We start from the raw sequence: 19,604 nt of genomic DNA on the forward strand, positions 1-19,604 counted from the left end.
AAAATACCTGCCAAAATAAAGGCGGAAAGTATTGCTATAGCGTAGATAAATTTCATTCGTGCCATGGTAATCTCCAATCTCTAATGCTTTAAACATGATATAATTATATAGTATACAGAGGTTTTTTGCATGTTGCAGTAGTTGTTACTTGCAGATTGGAGGGGCGTATGCAGATATATGTTGCTGGAAATGTACTTAGAAGTGGAGATGGTTCCATTGCTCATCCTTTTAAAACTATTTCTGAAGCAGCGGATATAGCTAAGGCGGGAGATGTAGTCCTCGTAGCACCTGGCGTATACAGAGAATGGGTCAGGCCAAGGTTCTCAGGGCTTGATGACAATAGAATAGTCTATAAGAGCACCATCAAAGGAGAGGCTGTTATTACCGGTTCAGAAGAGATAAGGGACTGGGAAGCCTTTGAAAATGTTTGGCGTGTTCGAATTCCAAATAGCTTCTTTGGTTCATATAATCCATATACCACAGAAATATCAGGAGACTGGTATCAGGAAGAAGCAAATCCACATCACACAGGAGATTTATATCTAAACGGAAGATCAATGCATGAAGTGTTTGATCTTTCTCTTTGCATGCATCCAGTCAGGGATAAGAGGTCCTGGGAACCTGAGATGACGGAATATGTCTGGTTCACGGCTCAGGAAGATAACTGCACCATAATCTATGCCAATTTCGGCTCAAAGGATCCAAATACTGAAAATGTAGAGCTTAGTGTCAGAAGAGCGTGCTTTTTCCCTACAGATATGGGAATAAACAATATAACGTTAAGTGGATTTACCATTAGAAACGCTGCCACTAACTGGGCGCCTCCTACTGCCAGACAGGAAGGCATGGTAGGACCGGGCTGGGCTAAAGGCTGGATAATCGAAGATTGTGAGATATACGAGTCTAAGTGCTGTGGCATAAGTCTTGGTAAGTACTATCAGAGTGGCAACAACAATAAGTGGACAACACATTTTCTGAAGGATGGCACTCAGACTCAGAGAGAATGCGTATGTCAGGCTGTTAATGACGGCTGGGATAAAGAAACTGTGGGATCACATATCATCAGACGCTGCGATATTCACGACTGCGGACAGGCAGGTATTGTGGGACATTTAGGTGGAGCCTTTGCTGTCATAGAAGATAACCATATTCATAGGATCAATAACAAGCATGACATAGAAGGCGCTGAGATAGCTGGTATCAAGCTTCATGCTGCTATAGATACTCAGATAAAGAGAAACCATATAGATCACTGCACGCGAGGTATATGGCTTGATTGGGAGGCTCAGGGCACAAGAGTAAGTCAGAATTTTCTTCATGACAATGTTCCTCCGGTAGGAACAATAATAGATTCTGATCTTTCACTTGGAGAGGATATTTTTATCGAAGTATCCCACGGACCAACACTTGTTGATCATAACCTTCTTTTATCTGATATTGCGGCAAGGCTCAGTACTCAGGGAATAGCATTTGTACATAATCTTATTGCCGGATCTTTTACCTATGTGGGACAGGGAACAGATAATGGAACTATGAGGCTTGCTTCTGACAGATACACGCCATATCATGTTCCGCATTCTACTATGATCGCTGGATTTATGACTATACTCCATGGGGACGCAAGGTTCTATAATAATGTCTTTGTACAAAAAACTGTTAGGCAGGACCTTATGGAGTACTGTGTAGGAAAGAGCATAGATACTATAGATAAAAACAATTTTATCTGCGGTACATTGCCATATAATAACTTCCCGGGACCAGCAGAGTACTTCGGAAAGTTTAACAAAAATACAACTAAGAGCAGGGCATATAGGGATCAGTATTATGATCACCTTCCTGTATATCTTGGAGGAAATGCGTATTTTAACGGTGCAAGACCTTGTGATCATGAGATAGCTTCTCATGTTGATAAGGATCACAAGATAAGTCTTTATATTGATGAGAATGAAGGCAATTATACTCTTCATACAAATCTTTATGAGTTCCTTCCAAGGAATTTCACAATGCCTGTTAATTCTGACTTTTTAGGATCTGCATTTGAGCCTGAGCAGAGATTTGAAAATCCGGATGGTAGCAATATCATGCTGGATGTGGATTACTTTGGCAGAAAGAGGGGAATACACCCTGTTTCAGGACCATTTGAAGAATGCGGTACAGATAGGTTCAATGTTCAGACTCCTTCTTCAGATTCTTATAAAATTGAGCACCAAGAGAGCGAAAGAATTGAAGATAAGCAGGTTTGTGACGAAGAGTATGTGGCTGAAATAAATGCCAATGTCATGCTGACAGGCTGCTCAGATGCCGGAATCAAATTCCCGTTTGATGGAGGTCTTTTCATAGTAAGTGATATGTTCGTCAAGGGAAATGAAGTTTGGCTCTATGATGCTACGAATGAAAAGCTTGTAGAGCTTGACTGTGAATATGGTATATATCACAATATAAAGAAGTGGTCTGTTGGGGCTTTACAGTCAATTGATGTGAGCTTTGATCCAAATACAGAGGGACTTGTAAGAACTGCCGGAACACTGCTCTGTATCCTGAATAAGAGCCTTGCCCATGATCCAGGGGATACTTGTAATACCATTCAGGAAAAGGTCAATCTGGGAATTGAGCCAAGAGGCATCAAGATGAGATTTACACCTAAGTACCTCAAGTTCATAAGGGGCAAGAAGTTTATATCTCTTGAGGATGTAATCTATAGGATCAGTAAGACGTCTATGGACGTAGTAACTGAAAGAGTTGAACATTTATAAAGGATAAGGTTTTATTAGATAGTATGAGTAACAATAAGAATTGGTATAAGCTGGATAATGCGGCCAAGATAGTGCCATCTACTGCAAAGGGAGCTAACACTAGAGTCTTCAGACTTACCTGCGAGCTTAATGAGGAAGTAGATGGGGATATTTTGCAGGCAGCTGTAGATGAGACAATAGAGGAATTTCCTTTCTTTAACTGTGTTCTTCACAGGGGAATCTTCTGGTATTACTTAGAGGATAGTGATCTTAGGCCTGTTGTTGAGAAGGAACATTCGCCAGCATGCCTTCCTTTGTACATTCCAGGTCACAAGAACCTTTTGTACAGAGTCAACTATTTTGAAAAGAGGATCAATCTGGAGATGTTCCATGTTCTTGCTGATGGAACCGGAGCATTCATGTTTTTTAAGAGCCTTGTGATCAGGTATCTTCAGAAGGTGCATAACCTGAATGAAGATATAAAGCCAATAGATGAGTTTTCTATCGAGGAAAAGAATGTTGACGCCTTTACAGATAATTACAGTAAGGAAAAGGGGTTAAAGCAGTTAAAAGAAATGTCATCTGTTAAGGCTTATCAGTTGACAGGAGAGCTTGATGATAACCTTTTACCACATCTTTTAGAGGGTACAGTTTCAAGCAGCAAGTTCCTTGGACTTGCCCATGAGTATGACACAACGGTAGGAGTACTTTGTGTTGCCCTATATATTAAGGCTGTTATCCAGACCATGAACAGGACCCAAAGAAAAAAACATGTTGTGGTTAGTGTACCTGTTAATCTGCGCCAGTTCTATGAAAGCGGCACAGCCAGAAACTTTTTTGGCGTAATAAATATCGATTATGACCCTGCAGATTATGATGGAAATCTAAAGAGTATCATAGATCCTGTAGATAAAGACTTTAAAGAGAAACTCTCTTCAGAGAACATTGAAAAGACAATGAATTCATATTCAGCTCTTGAGCATAACCTTGCTATCAAGATGGTTCCACTTCCTATCAAGGATTTCACTATCGGAAGGTTTGACAGAGCGGCCAAGAAGGGCGTTACAACTTCTATGTCTAATCTTGGAAGGATCAGCATGCCAAAAGAGGTAGAGGAATATATAGACAGATTCAGTGCCTTTATGACAGCTGCTTCCCAGCAGGTTTGTGTCTGCTCATTTAAAGACAAGATGACCTTTGGCGAAGTTTCACCATACAAGACTCACAGAGTAATGCTCAATTTCTTTAGATGTCTTTCAGAAGTGGGAATTGAGGTTGAACTTGGATCAAATGATTATGATGAGGAGATTGAATAAGTAATATGCAGATTTGTCCTAAATGTAAAGTTAATATAAGAGGTAAAAAGAGCTGTTGCCCACTGTGCCAGGGACAGCTAAAGGATGTACAGGGCGAGGCAGGAGCATCTTTTCCTACCCTGAAAAAGAAAAAGATCAGTAATATCACCTTTATCAAGATGTGTACATTTATTTTTGCATCCTTGGAGATCATATTTGCTGCTATCAACATCATGACCAGAAGAGAATATGCACCGATAGGTCTTATCATGCTAGGTTTATTAGCAGGCTGGATCACGCTTCTTACAACAATGTATCTTAGAAATAACCTTCTTAAGGTCATAACATGGGAAGTTATCGTGGCTATAATCGTTGACATCTATATTGATGTTAAGACGGGCTTTTTAGGATGGTCTCTTTCCTGGATGGTTCCTCTTACGCTTATAGGCCTTGCCTTTGCAACTATAATAATTGCAAAGGTCATGAAGCTTAGGCTTGATGAGTATATTTTGTATATCATCTTTGATCTTGTCATGGCTCTTTTACAGATCATCTTTATCAGAAATGGCAAGATCGTTCAGCCATGGCCGGCAGCTATCAGTATTGTAGTTTATCTTATTATATTTGTTGGGGTTTTGATCTTCAGGTTTAGAGATCTTAAGGTTGCCTCAGAAAAAATGTTCAATATGTGACGGTTACTATGAGTCTTAAAAACAGATTAAACAGAAAAAACTTAAAACGAGGAATCGTATTTGCTTCCAAAGTCGGAGATTTCGTGGAAAACTCCATTGGAAAAGTAATGGAGGACAAGAATAAGCTGGCAGATGAGCTTCCGGAAAACCCTGAGAACATGAAGTGGTACAGGGTATCTCTTGATAAGGGCTTATCCGGAGACGGTTCTGAGTATTATATCTATGTCAAAAAAGCTGATCCCAAAAAGCTTTGCATTTTCTTTTCAGGCGGCGGTGTTGCCTGGAATGAGTATACTGCTGCAAGGCCTGTTACAGGCGGCAAGGTGGCAGCAGGTCTTCCAAATTACTATTGGAATAATCTAAGACCCTTTACCCAGCTCATGAACATCAATATCGGTATAACTGATATTGCTTCGGACAAGAATCCGTTCAAGGACTGGAGCTTTGTGGTCATCACTTATGCCACTGGAGATTTCCATGTTGGCAACAACGATTATCCTTACAAAACTGAAGATGGCAGGGATGACATCCTTCACTTTCATGGTTATGTGAATTTCCTTGAGAGTATGAAGGTGGCAAAAGAGCTGATCCCTGCTCCTGACAAGCTTCTTATAGCAGGTAACTCAGCAGGAGCCTTTGCTGTTCCTGCTCTTGCTGGTGAGATAATAGATGATTATTATCCAAATACAAGAAGCATAACAGTATTTTCAGATAGTGGACAGCTTCTGTACAAAAACTGGAGAAAAACAGCCAAGAATATATGGCGTTCAAAGGACAGCATTTGGAAATCTATTCACTCAGATAATATTACTTTGGATTGGTACAAAGAACTTTTTAGGAAATATGGAGACAAAATCAGGTATTTATATTCCAGTTCAGACAGGGACTATTTATTAAGTGCCTATTATAATGATATTATCAACAAGAAGTATGAAACTGATCAGGATGTTCAGGAGGATTACTATAATCAGTTGATAGATATGGTGCATGAGTTAAAAGAGATAACTCCTGCTTTTGGCATATTTATAAATAACTGGAAGATACCGCTTATAACCATGGGCGGCACTGTACATACCAGCGTCAGAGAACTTCACTTTACAGCCTTTACCCAGGACGGAATATCCATGGCGAAATGGCTGGCAGATGCGGTTGATGGGAAGGTTTACGATGTAGGAATGGACCTTCTTAGCAATAACAAAAATAAATCAAAAAAGAGAAGGAATTTAAGAAAACTATGAGTTACACAGCAGATTGGGAGTCATTATCAAAGTACACTGTACCACAGTGGTACTCATCATCAAGATTTGGAATCTTTATCCATTTTGGAATCTACAGCGTTCCAGCATTTGGAAATGAGTGGTATTCCAGAAATATGTATATAAAGGATTCTAAAGAGTACGAGCATCATATCAAGACTTATGGTCCACACAAGGATTTTGGATACAAGGATTTCATCCCTATGTTCAAGGCGGAGAAATTCAATGCTGATGAGTGGATAGATCTTTTTGTTAAGGCTGGAGCCAAGTATGTAGTGCCTGTAGCAGAGCACCATGACGGATTCCAGATGTATAAGAGTAAGCTTTCTAAGTGGAATGCTTACGAGATGGGACCAAAGGTAGATTACCTTGGAGAACTCAAAAAGAGCGCTGAGAAGAGAGGCATGCACTTTGGTGCTTCTTCACACAGGATCGAGCACTGGTTCTTTATGAGTAAGGGCCGCGAGTTTGAGAGTGATATCAATGACAGCATTACTAAGGACAGCCTTTACTATCCAGCAATGAAGGAGCCGGAAGATCACTACAATCTATATGCTGAGCCAACACCTACTGCTGAGTTTATGCAGGACTGGCTTGATAGAACAAAGGAGATCATTGATCAGTACCATCCTGAGGTTCTTTATTTTGACTGGTGGATCCAGGAAGCTTGTCTTAAGCCATATCTTAGAGAGATGGCAGCTTATTACTACAACGAGATGGAGAAGATCGGCAAGGTTGGTGTTATTAACTACAAGCACGATGCATTCCCATTTGGCGTTGCTGTACCTGATGTTGAGAGAGGTCAGCTTGCAACTGCTCAGCCATTTGTATGGCAGACAGATACTGCAATCGGTAGAAAATCTTGGTGCTATATTGAAGACAATGATTATAAGGGACCAGAGGAGATCATCTGCAATCTTTGTGACGCTGTAGCCAAGAATGGTAACATGCTTCTTAACGTTGGACCTAAGTCTGATGGAACAATTTCTGAAGAAGACAAGAAGACTCTTCTTGGAATTGGTGAGTGGCTTTCAAAGAACGGCGAAGCTATCTATGACAGTAAGCCATTTAGATTTGCTGAAGAGGGACCTACAAAGGCAGCAGGCGGACAGTTTACTGACAAGAAAAAGATCGAGTATACACCAGAAGACTTTAGATTCACTGTGGCTAAGGGTAATATCTATGTGACAGCGCTTAAATGCTCTGAGAGTGGAGAATATGTTGTAAGATCTCTTGGAATTGAAAAAGAAGCCGCTAGTTCAAACGGCTTCTCAGGAATTATCAAGAATATTAGTGTACTGGCTGACGGCTCATCAGTTGCTTTCGAAAGAAAGGAAGATGGCCTTCATATGAAGACTGACTTTAGAAGTGATATGCCAGTAGTATTCAAGCTTGAAATGCTTTAATACTTAATCTACAAAACAGGCTTCGATCTGCGCTTCGTAGTCTTCACGAAGGAACTCTGGAATATCATATTCATCAAGAGCTTCCTGAACAGACCAATGCTCATTAGCCATGGAACGAAGAATGCTGCGGATGATTCGTAGATCTGAAGCCTCCAAATTTGCAACACTGTTCATATACACACCCTCCTCAATACTAAATACAGATAATTCTTTAACTACAATATATTGTAGTATAAAAAAATATTGATACAAGTATTGACATTTTAGAGTGAATTGTTTTTGTAAATTATGCACAGAAAACGAGGGGAATTCTATGCAGATGCTTGTAGTGGCAATTGTGCTATCTATCTGTGGACTTTTATCTTCATTCATACTTATTGGTATTTTTCCATCTATCATTTCTTTTTGCCTGAGTATTTATTGTCTTTCAAAGGAAAAGACTATAAATACAGTCAGAGCTCTTTTGATGTCCCTTGTGGGCATTTTAGTTCCAATAATAATGTATCTAAATACTTTTGGCCTTCACCTTCCCTATGATAAGGGAGAAGGTTATGGAACTTTCAAGCAGATCCTTTATGACAACTATTCAAATTTCGGCTTTGATATGTCTTTTATGGTAAAAGACTATAAGACTATAGATGAGCAGGTGGCTGCAACTGCAGCTACATCTGACGATGGAATCTACTATGTAAGTGACGGAGTAGTACAGGAAGAAGCAGGTTATAACGAGATTGTAACTACAGAAGCTGATAGTAGCGAGTCTTCTCTTGATAACAGTAAATACCCTGAATCGATATTCGAGAGCTTTGAAGACATAGAAAAAGAATATGAAACTACTGCAAAAAGTACAGAGATAGGAGCTTCTGACGATGACATGCCATCTTACGGTGGCCTTCCAGTTGGAACTCTTATCGTGGCTCAGTACTTTAGAGAAGATGATCACAACTGCAATCCAGTGCTGGTCCTTCAAAATAAGACAGGAAATCTATGTAGATATGAGTGTATGTTCACTGCCAGGGACAAAGATGGAAACGAGATCGCCACATCTGAACGTACATCAGAAGTAGTACCTGACGGAGCCAAATTCGTTATAGAGGGGCGCTTTGACAAATCAGAACTAGGCGGTACCTTACCTTCAATGTATGAGTTCACTATCAGCAAGCGAACCCCTTACGAAAAGGACGTAACCCAAGACGTCTACGTCTACACCAAAATTGATGGTAATTCCGTCATCCTTGCAGCCGAAAACCCAACCTCCCTCAAAGTTAAAGTTGACGCCTACGTCCTTTTCTTTGACGGAGACGAACTAGTTGATTGCATCTGGCTCATCCCCAGCAACAGAGACGAAGTATGCATCACTCCAGGCTCAGTAGCAACAATCAAAGGTGACGCATACTACCGTTTCGACCGCATCGAAACCTACTATACCGCCTACGAAGCCGTCGAAACCCGTTAGTTTGTCTTTCCCCGGGACTTTCGATGTCAGAGTCCCCCTTCCACACCTTTTGGGGGCGCCACCCTGAGGCATATTTTTATTCGTCCTTCGAATTTCCATGTTCATGGGGCCTGATCTAGCACTTAAAATTCTTTGAAACAAAACACTCTGTGCGTCATTCACTAAGCTCATTCTTCGCTAAGTGAATGTGGCGTCGTCTTTGAAGCACATTTTTGGCTGTAAAGTTTTGGGTTTGAACGATTGTCAAGAAAACGCCATTTTCTTATGCTCATAAGCAGTTTTTGACACGCATGCGGTTTGCGTTGTTTGAAGCAGGGCGGTAAGAATTTATAATAAGTGGTCACGCCCGCTTTTTGCGGGCTTTGTTAACAGAACAAAGAGACAATCTCTCAAGCTAGCTTGGAGAGTCGTCTCTTTTTCTGTTATAAGAGCGAAGCTCTAATGACCACTTATTATAAATTCCGCCCTGCAAGTCTGTAGCAAGAGCATGCGTATTAAACAAAAACTGCATGAGCATATAGAAAAGTATCGTTTTCTTGATGAGGGCAAAACAAAACTTTACAGCAAAAATGGCATCAAAGACTCAGACAGTGTTTCAAAAACAGAATTTTAAGTGCTAGATCAGGCCCTCATGAACAAATAAAATTTTCAGAGACTCATAAATAATATGCCTCAGGGTGGCGCCCCCAAAAGGTGGGGAAGGGGAGGCTTAATAAGAATGTTTCGGGGGAAGAAAAACTTAAGGGGAAAAAGACGTGGATTTATGGTGCGATATAGGGGTATAATTGAAGTTAGAGATGGTAGATTTTTTTAGGAGGGCGCTATGACAGTAGGTAGAGAGGACCTTATACATTCACTTGCTAAATCTATGGGAGTTGGGGAAGCACAGAAGTCTAAGTATACTTCTGGCAAATATAATGTGGACAGCGGTACTATTTTTACCAATGGACATGTTATTACCAAAGTAACTATTGATCAGGCAAAGCAGTACTTTACAACTCAGTATAGAAAGCTTGCAAGCAAGGATGACGAAGGTGCGAGAGATATGGCGGCCCTTTATGAAGTTGCTATGGAAGCCATTAATATGATGGTGGAAAGTGGAGTGAAGCCTGACGGACAGTAAGTTACGTAAGCTTTAATAAATAAGGTATTCAAAAATATTTAGCACAATTTAATTTTATACATTGATTTCTTCTGCGGATAGGTATACACTTTTTGCTATAACGATCCGCAGATTTTTTTTGAAGCGTTTTGAAATGAGGATATGCATATGGGATTTACGATTAGTGTAATAATAGTATCACTGCTATATTTGGCACTTTTGGAATTATCTAAGAATATGATCATTGGCTGGTGCCTTGCTCTTATTGGAATAGTGCTTATGTTTGTTTGCAGAGCATATTTTATGAAAAAGGGCAAATATGACAAAAAGCGAATGGCCTTAATGTGGGTTATTTTTATTTCTTATCTAATGATCAACTATTTATTTACAGGACCTGAGGAAAAGAGGGTTCCGGCTGTTGATAATAAGAATCCTGATGTGACAGAAGTTGTTCATGTAGCATCTGGAGACATTACAGGAGTTTACAATGAAGATCATTCAGTAAGAGTGTTTGCTGGAATCCCTTATGCCGAAGCTCCTGTTGGAGAGCTTAGGTTTAGAGAGCCTGTAGCAAAAAAGCCATGGGATGGAGTTTTAGCCTGTGACAGCTTTGGACCAATGGCGATGCAGCCAAGAAACGCAGTCCTTTATGATTCACTTTCACATATAATTGGATTTCATGATTATAGGATCACGATAGGTGATGAGTATGTAGAACCTATGAGTGAAGACTGTCTGTATCTTAATGTTTACGCACCTGAGAAAAGCGATGAACTTAAGCCGGTAGTATTCTATATCCACGGAGGTTCATTAAATACAGGCCAGTCTTACTATACAGAATACAGAGGCGAGACCTTTGCAAAAGAGGACGTGGTATTTGTTAACTTTGCATATCGCCTTGGACCTTTTGGTTATTACGCAGCTGATGACTTAAAAGATGAATCAGAAAATGGAACAACTGGTAACTACGGACTTCTAGATCAGATTGCAGCTCTTAAGTGGGTTTACGACAACATCGAAGCCTTTGGCGGTGACAAAAATAAGATCACTATAGCTGGAGAGTCTGCAGGCTCATCAAGCGTTAACGCTCTTTGTGTATCACCATTAACTGAAGGTTTATTTAGATATGCTATTGCTGAGTCAAGCTCTGTAGTAGCCAAAAAGCCTTTCCATACCTTTAGAACCTATGAAGAGGCTATAGAACAGGGAGATATCCTTAGAAAAGAGCTTGGTGTAACATCTTCAGCTGAGCTTAGAAGCATAAGCGCTGACAAGATTCTTAGTACATCTTCCAAGAACACAGCCATGACTATTGATGGCTATGCTATAACAGAGATGCCTTACCTTACTTATGAGAAGGGTAATAATCATGAGAAAGCTCTTTTACATGGTTTCAATGCAAAAGAGGCAGATGTGTTTATGTTAAATATCAAAGCAACACAGGATAACTATGAAGAGCTCATAGCAGAGGAAATTGGAGATTATGCAAAGGAAATGGCAGAGGTTGTGCCATGGAACCAGCCTCCAAGAGATGACCATATAGTAATTGATGCTCTTGGTGAAGCTAAGGGAGCTCTTAATACGGTATACAGTGCGCTATGGTTTAGCTATTCTCATCATGTGTGGAATAGATATGAAGTAAGTCTTGGAATACCAAGCTATGAATATTATTTCACTAAGAGAAATAAGAGCCTTACCAACTACCACGCAGGCGAACTTCCATATGCTTATGGTAATCTTTACAGGCATCCTGGACTCTATGATGATGACGACTATAAGCTCTCAGAAATGATGGTGGGGTACTGGACTAACTTTGCAAAGACCGGAGATCCAAATGGAGATGGGCTCCCTGTCTGGGAGATGAGAACTGATACTCAGACCAAAGTTCTTGAGCTTGGGGATAATGTTCAGATGGTTGATGATCCTAATGAAAAGATATATGAAGTCATAGACAAATATCAATCAGAGGAAAACTGAAATTTCTATATCAGTTTCCAACAAAAAGCACCTACGAAAGCTGTGCATAATGCACAAAAATCAAACGAAATATTTGTGAAACTATTGTAATATGCACAAAAAAGCTATATTATTAAAGAGCAAAGAAGATTCTTTTCTTTGCTCTTTTTTCTTAAAAGAAACTAGTTATGGTAAGGGAGTTATAAAATGGCAAAGTACATAATGGCATTGGATTCAGGCACAACAAGCAACAGATGTATTCTCTTTGATCAAAAAGGGGAGATCTGTTCTTGCGCCCAGAAGGAATTTACACAGTTTTTTCCTCAGCCTGGTTGGGTTGAGCACGATGCTAGCGAAATCTGGCAGACACAGCTGTCTGTAGCCCGCGAGGCCATGAACAAGATCGATGCAAGCTTCGAGGATATAGCGGCTATTGGTATTACTAATCAACGTGAGACTGTTATCGTATGGGATAAAAAGACTGGACAGCCTATTTCTCATGCTATTGTATGGCAGTGCCGCAGAACTGCAGATTTTGCAGAAAAGATGAAAGAAGAAGTTCCTGGAATTGTAGAGAAATTCCAGTGCAAGACAGGACTTAAGTTTGATCCATATTTTTCAGGAACCAAGATCAGATGGATACTTGATAATGTGGATGGAGCAAGAGCCAGAGCCGAGAGAGGCGAGCTTTGCTTTGGAACTGTGGATTCCTGGCTTATTTATAAACTCACAAAGGGAAAGGTTCATGTGACAGATTACTCTAATGCTTCAAGAACACTTCTCTTTAATATCAATACTCTTGAATGGGATAAAGAGCTCTGTGATCTTTTAGATATTCCAATGAGCATGCTTCCAGAAGTTAAGCCATCAAGCTGTGTATATGGCGAGACTGATCCTGAATTTTTTGGGGGACCTGTAAAGATAGCAGGTGCTGCAGGAGATCAGCAGTCTGCTTTGTTTGGACAGACATGCTTTTCTGAAGGCGACGCCAAGAACACCTATGGAACAGGTTGTTTCATGCTGATGAATACTGGTGATAAGCCTATCTATTCTAAAAATGATCTTTTGACAACAATCGCATGGGGAATTGATGGAAAGGTAACCTACGCAATCGAAGGCTCAGTATATGTGGCAGGAGCTGCAATACAGTGGCTTAGAGATGAACTTAGAGTTATTGATTCCTCTCCGGATTCAGAATATTTCGCGACTCAGGTAAAGGATACCAATGGTTGCTATGTTGTGCCTGCATTCACTGGCCTTGGCGCTCCATATTGGGATCCATATGCAAGAGGTGCCATCGTAGGCCTTACAAGAGGTGTTAATAAATATCACATCATAAGAGCAACGCTTGAGTCTCTGGCATTCCAGACAGCGGATGTATTAAAGGCTATGGAGCTTGATACAGGAAGAAAACTTACAAGCCTCAGAGTAGATGGGGGAGCTTCCAAGAACAATTTCCTGATGCAGTTCCAGTCAGATATCATCGATACTGATGTTATTAGACCATCCTGTGTTGAAACAACAGCTATGGGAGCTGCGTATCTTGCTGGACTTGCGGTTGGCTATTGGAAGAATAAAGAGGATGTATTAAGCAATTGGTCAGTAGACAAAGAGTTTAAGAGCGCTATGGATCCAGATAAAAGAGAAAAAGAGCTTCGCGGTTGGAAGCAGGCGGTTGCTTCCACTAGAGGCTGGGCTAAAGAAATCTGATAAAAAGGTAGGGGATAGATATGTTAGACGTAATAGTTATAGGAGCGGGGGTATCTGGCTGTGCTGTTGCTAGGGAACTTTCCAGATACGATATAAATGTTTGCGTCCTTGAAAAGTGCAGTGATGTATGTGAGGGAACATCCAAGGCTAATTCAGCCATTGTGCATGCTGGCTTTGATGCTGATGAAGGCTCACTCATGGCCAGACTCAATGTAGAAGGAAATGAGATGATGGACAAGCTTTCCAAAGATCTTGATATTCCTTTTAAGAGAAATGGCTCAATGGTCGTTTGTATTCACAAGGAAGAGCTTGATGGACTTAAGGTTTTGTATGAAAGAGGCGTAAAAAACGGTGTTAAGGGCCTTAAGCTTTTGACAAAAGAGGAAGCGTTAGAGCTTGAGCCAAATCTTTCTGAAAATGTGGAAGGAGCTCTTTTAGCTCCAACTGGTGGGATTATCTGTCCATTTGAGCTAAATATTGCAATGGCAGAAAATGCCAATGTAAACGGCGTAGAGTTCAGATTCAACACAGAAGTTGAGGATATTAAAAAAGATAGCGATGGAATCTGGCATGTAAGAACTTGTAATGGTGAGTACAAGGCTAGATACATTGTAAATGCAGCAGGTGTCTATGCTGACAAGATCCACAACATGGTAAGTGCAGACAAGATGCATATCATTGAAAGGAGAGGTGATTACTGTCTTCTTGATAAAGAGGCTGGTACTTACGTTTCTCACACGATATTCCCACAGCCTACCAAGTATGGAAAAGGAGTTTTGGTCACACCTACTGTTCACGGAAACCTTCTTGTGGGACCAACAGCTATCGATATAGAGAAAAAAGAAGGAAACAATACAACGCAGGAAGGTCTTGAAGCAGTTATTTCCAAGGCTTCTGAGAATGTAAAAAATCTTCCTATGAGAAGTGTCATTACTTCTTTTGCAGGACTACGTGCCCATCTTGAGAGACACGAGTTCGTTATAGAAGAAGTAAAAGATGCACCTTGCTTTATCGATGTAGCAGGAATTGAATCACCAGGTCTTTCTGCTTCACCTGCCATTGGCAAGATGGTTGGCAATATGCTGAAAGAAAAAATGGGCTTAAAAGAAAAACAAAACTGGATCAGTACCAGAAAAGGCATAAAGTCCACTAAAGACCTTTCCATTGAAGAGATGAATGCTCTTATTAAAGAAAATCCTGCATATGGAAATATCATCTGCAGATGCGAGATGGTAACTGAAGGAGAGATATTAGATGCTATCCACAGACCACTAGGCGCCAGAACTCTTGATGGGGTGAAACGCAGAACAAGAGCTGGAATGGGCAGATGTCAGGCAGGATTTTGCAGCCCAAGGACAATGGAGATACTTCATAGGGAGCTTGATCTTCCTTACGAAAAGATCACAAAGAGCGGCGGAAAGTCCAATATAGTGATCGAGAGAACAAAAGGGGAGGAAAGCGAAGCATGAAGACATACGATATCGTAATAGTAGGCGGTGGTCCCGCTGGACTTGCAGCTGCAGTAGCTGCTAAAGAGGCTGGAAATGACAGTATTTTGATCCTTGAAAGAGATCACGAACTTGGTGGCATATTAAATCAATGTATCCACAATGGTTTTGGTCTTCATACTTTCAAGGAAGAACTTACAGGTCCTGAGTATGCATATAGATTTATCAAGCAGGTTCTTGATCTTGGTATAGAGTACAAGCTTAATACCATGGTTATGGACATTGCTGCTGACAAGACTGTTACAGCCATGAACAGAGAAGATGGAATGTTTCAGATTCCTGCCAAAGCAGTGATCCTTGCTATGGGCTGCAGAGAAAGGCCAAGAGGAGCTTTGAATATCCCTGGCTATAGACCTGCTGGTATCTTTTCAGCTGGTACTGCTCAGAGACTTGTAAATATCGAAGGCTACATGCCTGGAAGGGAAGTAGTTATCCTTGGATCAGGTGATATCGGTCTTATCATGGCACGCAGAATGACTCTTGAAGGCGCCAAAGTAAAGGTTGTGGCAGAGCTTATGCCATATTCAGGAGGACTTAAGAGAAATATCGTTCAGTGCCTTGATGACTATGGTATTCCGCTTAAGCTTTCCCATACAGTAGTTGATATAGAGGGAAAAGAGCATGTGACAGCCGTTACTATAGCTGAAGTTGGTCCGGATAGAAAGCCTATCCCGGGAACAGAGGAAAGATATACCTGCGACACTCTTTTACTTTCCTGCGGACTTATTCCTGAAAATGAGCTTTCAAGATCAGCGGGAGTTAAGATGAGTCCTGTAACATCGGGACCTATAGTAAATGAATCTCTTGAAACCAATATTCCTGGCGTATTTGCATGTGGAAATGTACTCCATGTCCATGACCTTGTAGACTATGTTTCCGAGGAAGCAAAAAGAGCTGGTCATAATGCTGTTAAGTACATAAACAGCGGTTGCAAGGAAGGAGCAAGTGGCCCTTCCATAGAAATAGTTGCAACAGAAGGTGCCAGATACACAGTTCCAAGCACTATCGACCTTAACAGAATGGATGATCTTTTGACAGTTAGATTTAGAGTTGGTGATGTTTACAAGAACTCTTTTGTAAGTGTGTACTTTGATGATGAGAGAGTATTCCATAATCAAAAGAGGATCATGGCTCCTGGCGAGATGGAGCAGATAATCTTAAGGAAGAGCCAGCTTGAAGAGCATAAAGACCTTAAAAAGATTACAGTAAAGATAGAGAAAGAGTGAGGTGGTAAGCTATGGAAAAAAGAGAATTAACCTGTATAGGATGTCCTATGGGATGCCAGCTCACAGTAACAATGGAGAACGGCGAAGTAACTGAAGTTACAGGAAACACATGCCAGAAGGGCGATATCTACGCAAGAAAAGAAGTAGTTAATCCTACAAGGATAGTTACTAGTACTATCAGGATAACAGGAGGAGACAAAGAGAGAGTATCAGTAAAAACGGCCAGCGATATCCCTAAGGATAAGATCTTTGAAGTCATGAAGGATATCGACGCAGCAGTTGTAGCTGCACCAGCGCATATCGGAGATATTCTGGTACAAAACGTTGCCGGAACAGGTGTTGATGTTATTGCCACCAGAAACGTCGAAATTGCATAATATAAAAAAGCATTATTCATAAAATGTCCGCCTTTGGCGGACATTTGTCTTTTATATACAAATATAAATCTTTAGCTCCAAAATATTTGTTAAATATTAACTGATATTTTGGGGTTTAATATATGTTAAATCTGGGTTATAATTTTTTAAGACTTTAATTTGTCAAAGTGAATATTTAATCATTATCTATTATACAATTACAGTACGGAGATGAAGAAATGGCACAGCTTTGGGGCGGAAGATTTACAGGAAGTATAAATGAACTTGCTTGGGATTTTAATGCATCAATTATTTTTGATAAGAGATTTTTGGAAGTCGATGTCAAAGGCAGCAAAGCCCACGCTACAATGCTTGCTAAACAGGGCATTATCTCTGAAGATGAAAAGGATCAGATAGTAAAAGGCCTGGACAGTATCCTGGAGGATGTTAAGGCTGGAAAGCTTGAGATCACTACCAAATACGAAGATATCCACAGTTTCCTTGAAGCTAATTTAATAGACAGGATCGGTGATGCCGGCAAGAAAGTTCATACAGGACGCAGCAGAAATGATCAGGTTGCTCTTGATATGAGACTTTATGCCAGAAATGAGATCGAGCATACAGCAGATCTTTTAAAAAAGGCATTAGAGGTATTAAACGGTATCATGGAATCTAATATTGATACCTATATGCCAGGCTTCACACACCTTCAGAAGGCTCAGCCGGTTACATTGGCTCATCATGTTGGAGCATATTTTGAGATGTTCAAAAGAGATCTTTTAAGGATGAAGGATATCAGAAACCGCATGAACTATTGCCCTTTAGGAGCAGGAGCTCTGGCGGGTACAACCTATCCGCTTGATAGAGAATATACAGCAGAGTTACTTGATTTTTACGGACCAACACTTAACAGTATGGATTCCGTATCAGATAGAGATTATCTCATCGAGTATTTATCAGCTCTTTCTACTATCATGATGCACTTATCAAGGTTTAGCGAAGAAATCATCATCTGGAATTCCAATGAATACAGGTTCGTGACTATAGACGATGCTTATTCTACAGGTTCAAGCATTATGCCTCAGAAAAAGAATCCTGATATTGCGGAACTTGTAAGGGGCAAAACAGGACGTGTTTATGGTGACCTTATGTCACTGCTTACAACTATGAAGGGCATTCCTCTGGCTTACAACAAGGATATGCAGGAGGACAAGGAGGCAGCCTTTGATGCCATAGATACTGTGGATAACTGCCTTACTCTTTTCACTGATATGTTAAGAACTCTTAAGTTCAACAAAGATAACATGGAAAAGAGTGCTATGATGGGCTTTACTAATGCAACGGACGCAGCAGACTATCTTGTTAAAAAAGGTCTTCCATTTAGAGATGCTCATTCAGTCATCGGCAGATTGGTCCTTGCCTGCATCGACAAAAACTGCGCGATAGATGACCTTGGTCTTGAACAGCTCAAGACATTTTCAGATCTTTTTGAAGAAGATATATATGATGCGATCAGTTTAAAGACCTGCGTTGAAAAGAGATTAACTATCGGCGCGCCTAGTAGCACATCTATAGAAAAAGTTATTAAACTAAATAACGACTTTCTAGCATCTTTTTCTATATCATAATCATTTTTTAACATCGTACATAAGCATTTTCGAAGTATATAATGAACAAAACCGATTTATTTTTCGTGTTAATGTCTTTCGGTTTATTATGACCTTCCACACGAAAAATATCGGAGGTTTTGGCATTATATACTTCGAAAATGATAATTCACCATCTAAAGGAGGAGTATTTTATTATGAGTGACAAGTTGAAGGTAGCGGTTCTTGGTGGAACTGGAATGGTTGGACAGAGATTTATTGATATTATCAAGGATCATCCATGGTTTGAAGTTACAACTATCGCAGCTAGCCCTAGAAGTGCAGGACAGACTTATGAAGAGGCTGTTGGTAAGAGATGGAAGATGGATGGCCCTATTCCTGAATCTGTAAAGAATATTGTTATCAAAGATGTTACTGATGTTAAGGGCGTTTCTGAGGACGTTGACTTTGTTCTTTCAGCTGTAAATATGTCTAAGGACGAGATCAAGGCAATCGAAGAAGAGTACGCTAAGACAGAAACTCCAGTAGTTTCAAATAACAGTGCTCACAGATGGACACCAGATGTTCCTATGATCATTCCTGAGATCAACCCTGAGCACATGGATGTTATCGAGTTCCAGAAAAAGAGGCTTGGTACTCAGAAGGGCTTCATTGCTGTTAAGCCTAACTGCTCAATCCAGAGCTATACACCAGCTCTTACAGCCTGGAAAGAGTTTGAGCCATACGAAGTAGTTGCTACAACATATCAGGCTATTTCAGGTGCTGGCAAGAACTTCGAAGAGTGGCCGGAGATGGTTGGAAACGTTATTCCTTTCATTTCAGGTGAAGAAGAGAAGTCAGAAAAAGAGCCACTTAGAATCTGGGGTAAGATTGAAAATGGCGTGATCGTTCCAGCTGATGATGTTAAGATCACATGCCAGTGCATCAGAATTCCTGTTCTTTATGGTCATACAGCTGCTGCATTTGTTAAGTTTAAGAAGAATCCTACAAAGGAACAGCTCATTGAAAAGCTTGAGAACTTTGCAGGACTTCCACAGAAGCTCCAGCTTCCTAGCGCTCCTAAGCAGTTTATTCAGTACATGCAGGAGGATAACAGACCTCAGATCACTCTTGATGTTAATTATGAGAACGGTATGGGTGTCAGCATCGGAAGACTTCGTGAAGACACAATCTATGATTGGAAGTTTGTAGGTCTTTCACACAATACTCTTCGTGGTGCAGCAGGCGGCGCAGTAGAATGTGCAGAACTTCTCAAGGCTAGCGGATATATCAACAAGAAGTAATTTTTTCGGGAGCAGTTCC

The 19,604-nt window shown here is 40.5% G+C and carries 15 protein-coding genes; 14 read left to right on the forward strand and 1 reads right to left on the reverse strand.

Annotation, left to right across the window (positions count from 1 at the left end; translation table 11 throughout):
* The first annotated feature begins 167 nt into the window (after positions 1 to 167).
* Genes BUA02_RS06070 through BUA02_RS06090 form a run of 5 tightly spaced genes read left to right on the forward strand, consistent with a single transcriptional unit; the run spans position 168 to position 7,381 of the window.
* Positions 168 to 2,753 carry a right-handed parallel beta-helix repeat-containing protein gene (locus tag BUA02_RS06070; RefSeq protein ID WP_072701817.1) on the forward strand — a complete coding sequence of 862 codons (2,586 nt, stop codon included), beginning with the start codon at positions 168 to 170 and terminating at the stop codon, positions 2,751 to 2,753.
* A gap of 23 nt (positions 2,754 to 2,776) precedes the next feature.
* Complete coding sequence (locus BUA02_RS06075) at positions 2,777 to 4,048, forward strand: hypothetical protein (protein ID WP_072701819.1); 1,272 nt, start codon at positions 2,777 to 2,779, stop codon at positions 4,046 to 4,048.
* Between the two features lie 5 nt (positions 4,049 to 4,053).
* Positions 4,054 to 4,719: a DUF6320 domain-containing protein gene (locus BUA02_RS06080; protein ID WP_071175838.1), complete on the forward strand. Its 666-nt coding sequence runs from the start codon at positions 4,054 to 4,056 to the stop codon at positions 4,717 to 4,719.
* 8 nt (positions 4,720 to 4,727) lie between these two features.
* Positions 4,728 to 5,957: a pectin acetylesterase-family hydrolase gene (locus tag BUA02_RS06085; RefSeq protein ID WP_072701821.1), complete on the forward strand. Its 1,230-nt coding sequence runs from the start codon at positions 4,728 to 4,730 to the stop codon at positions 5,955 to 5,957.
* Positions 5,954 to 7,381, forward strand: coding sequence for an alpha-L-fucosidase (locus tag BUA02_RS06090; RefSeq protein ID WP_072701823.1), 1,428 nt, complete (start codon positions 5,954 to 5,956; stop codon positions 7,379 to 7,381). Before BUA02_RS06085 ends, BUA02_RS06090 begins: the two co-directional genes overlap by 4 nt.
* 3 nt (positions 7,382 to 7,384) lie before the next feature.
* Here BUA02_RS06090 and BUA02_RS15815 read toward each other — a convergent pair whose 3' ends face one another.
* The gene (locus tag BUA02_RS15815) at positions 7,385 to 7,555 is read right to left on the reverse strand and encodes a hypothetical protein (protein ID WP_161487302.1); all 171 of its coding nucleotides are present in this window, start codon (positions 7,553 to 7,555) and stop codon (positions 7,385 to 7,387) included.
* A gap of 139 nt (positions 7,556 to 7,694) precedes the next feature.
* Between BUA02_RS15815 and BUA02_RS06095 the strand changes: the two genes are divergently transcribed.
* The 9 genes from BUA02_RS06095 (at position 7,695) to asd (ending at position 19,585) form a co-directional block, all read left to right on the forward strand.
* Positions 7,695 to 8,837, forward strand: coding sequence for a hypothetical protein (locus tag BUA02_RS06095; RefSeq protein ID WP_072701825.1), 1,143 nt, complete (start codon positions 7,695 to 7,697; stop codon positions 8,835 to 8,837).
* A gap of 823 nt (positions 8,838 to 9,660) precedes the next feature.
* The gene (locus BUA02_RS06100; RefSeq protein ID WP_071175842.1) at positions 9,661 to 9,960 is read left to right on the forward strand and encodes a hypothetical protein; all 300 of its coding nucleotides are present in this window, start codon (positions 9,661 to 9,663) and stop codon (positions 9,958 to 9,960) included.
* A gap of 147 nt (positions 9,961 to 10,107) precedes the next feature.
* Positions 10,108 to 11,916, forward strand: coding sequence for a carboxylesterase/lipase family protein (locus tag BUA02_RS06105; protein WP_072701827.1), 1,809 nt, complete (start codon positions 10,108 to 10,110; stop codon positions 11,914 to 11,916).
* A 186-nt stretch (positions 11,917 to 12,102) separates the two neighbouring features.
* Entirely contained in the window at positions 12,103 to 13,605 is a 1,503-nt protein-coding gene (glpK, locus tag BUA02_RS06110) for a glycerol kinase GlpK (RefSeq protein ID WP_072701829.1), read from the forward strand.
* A gap of 20 nt (positions 13,606 to 13,625) precedes the next feature.
* Positions 13,626 to 15,074 (forward strand): NAD(P)/FAD-dependent oxidoreductase, encoded by a 1,449-nt coding sequence (locus tag BUA02_RS06115; protein ID WP_072701831.1) that lies wholly within the window; start codon positions 13,626 to 13,628, stop codon positions 15,072 to 15,074.
* A complete protein-coding gene (locus tag BUA02_RS06120; RefSeq protein ID WP_072701833.1) occupies positions 15,071 to 16,339 on the forward strand; it encodes an NAD(P)/FAD-dependent oxidoreductase in 1,269 nt (422 codons plus the stop codon). Before BUA02_RS06115 ends, BUA02_RS06120 begins: the two co-directional genes overlap by 4 nt.
* An 11-nt stretch (positions 16,340 to 16,350) precedes the next feature.
* Positions 16,351 to 16,716 carry a DUF1667 domain-containing protein gene (locus BUA02_RS06125; RefSeq protein ID WP_072701835.1) on the forward strand — a complete coding sequence of 122 codons (366 nt, stop codon included), beginning with the start codon at positions 16,351 to 16,353 and terminating at the stop codon, positions 16,714 to 16,716.
* 218 nt (positions 16,717 to 16,934) lie between these two features.
* The gene (gene argH / locus BUA02_RS06130; protein WP_072701837.1) at positions 16,935 to 18,323 is read left to right on the forward strand and encodes an argininosuccinate lyase; all 1,389 of its coding nucleotides are present in this window, start codon (positions 16,935 to 16,937) and stop codon (positions 18,321 to 18,323) included.
* A 176-nt stretch (positions 18,324 to 18,499) separates the two neighbouring features.
* Complete coding sequence (gene asd / locus BUA02_RS06135) at positions 18,500 to 19,585, forward strand: aspartate-semialdehyde dehydrogenase (protein WP_071175849.1); 1,086 nt, start codon at positions 18,500 to 18,502, stop codon at positions 19,583 to 19,585.
* The last annotated feature ends 19 nt before the right edge of the window (positions 19,586 to 19,604 follow it).

This window comes from Butyrivibrio hungatei DSM 14810, assembly GCF_900143205.1.
Lineage (GTDB): Bacteria > Bacillota > Clostridia > Lachnospirales > Lachnospiraceae > Butyrivibrio > Butyrivibrio hungatei.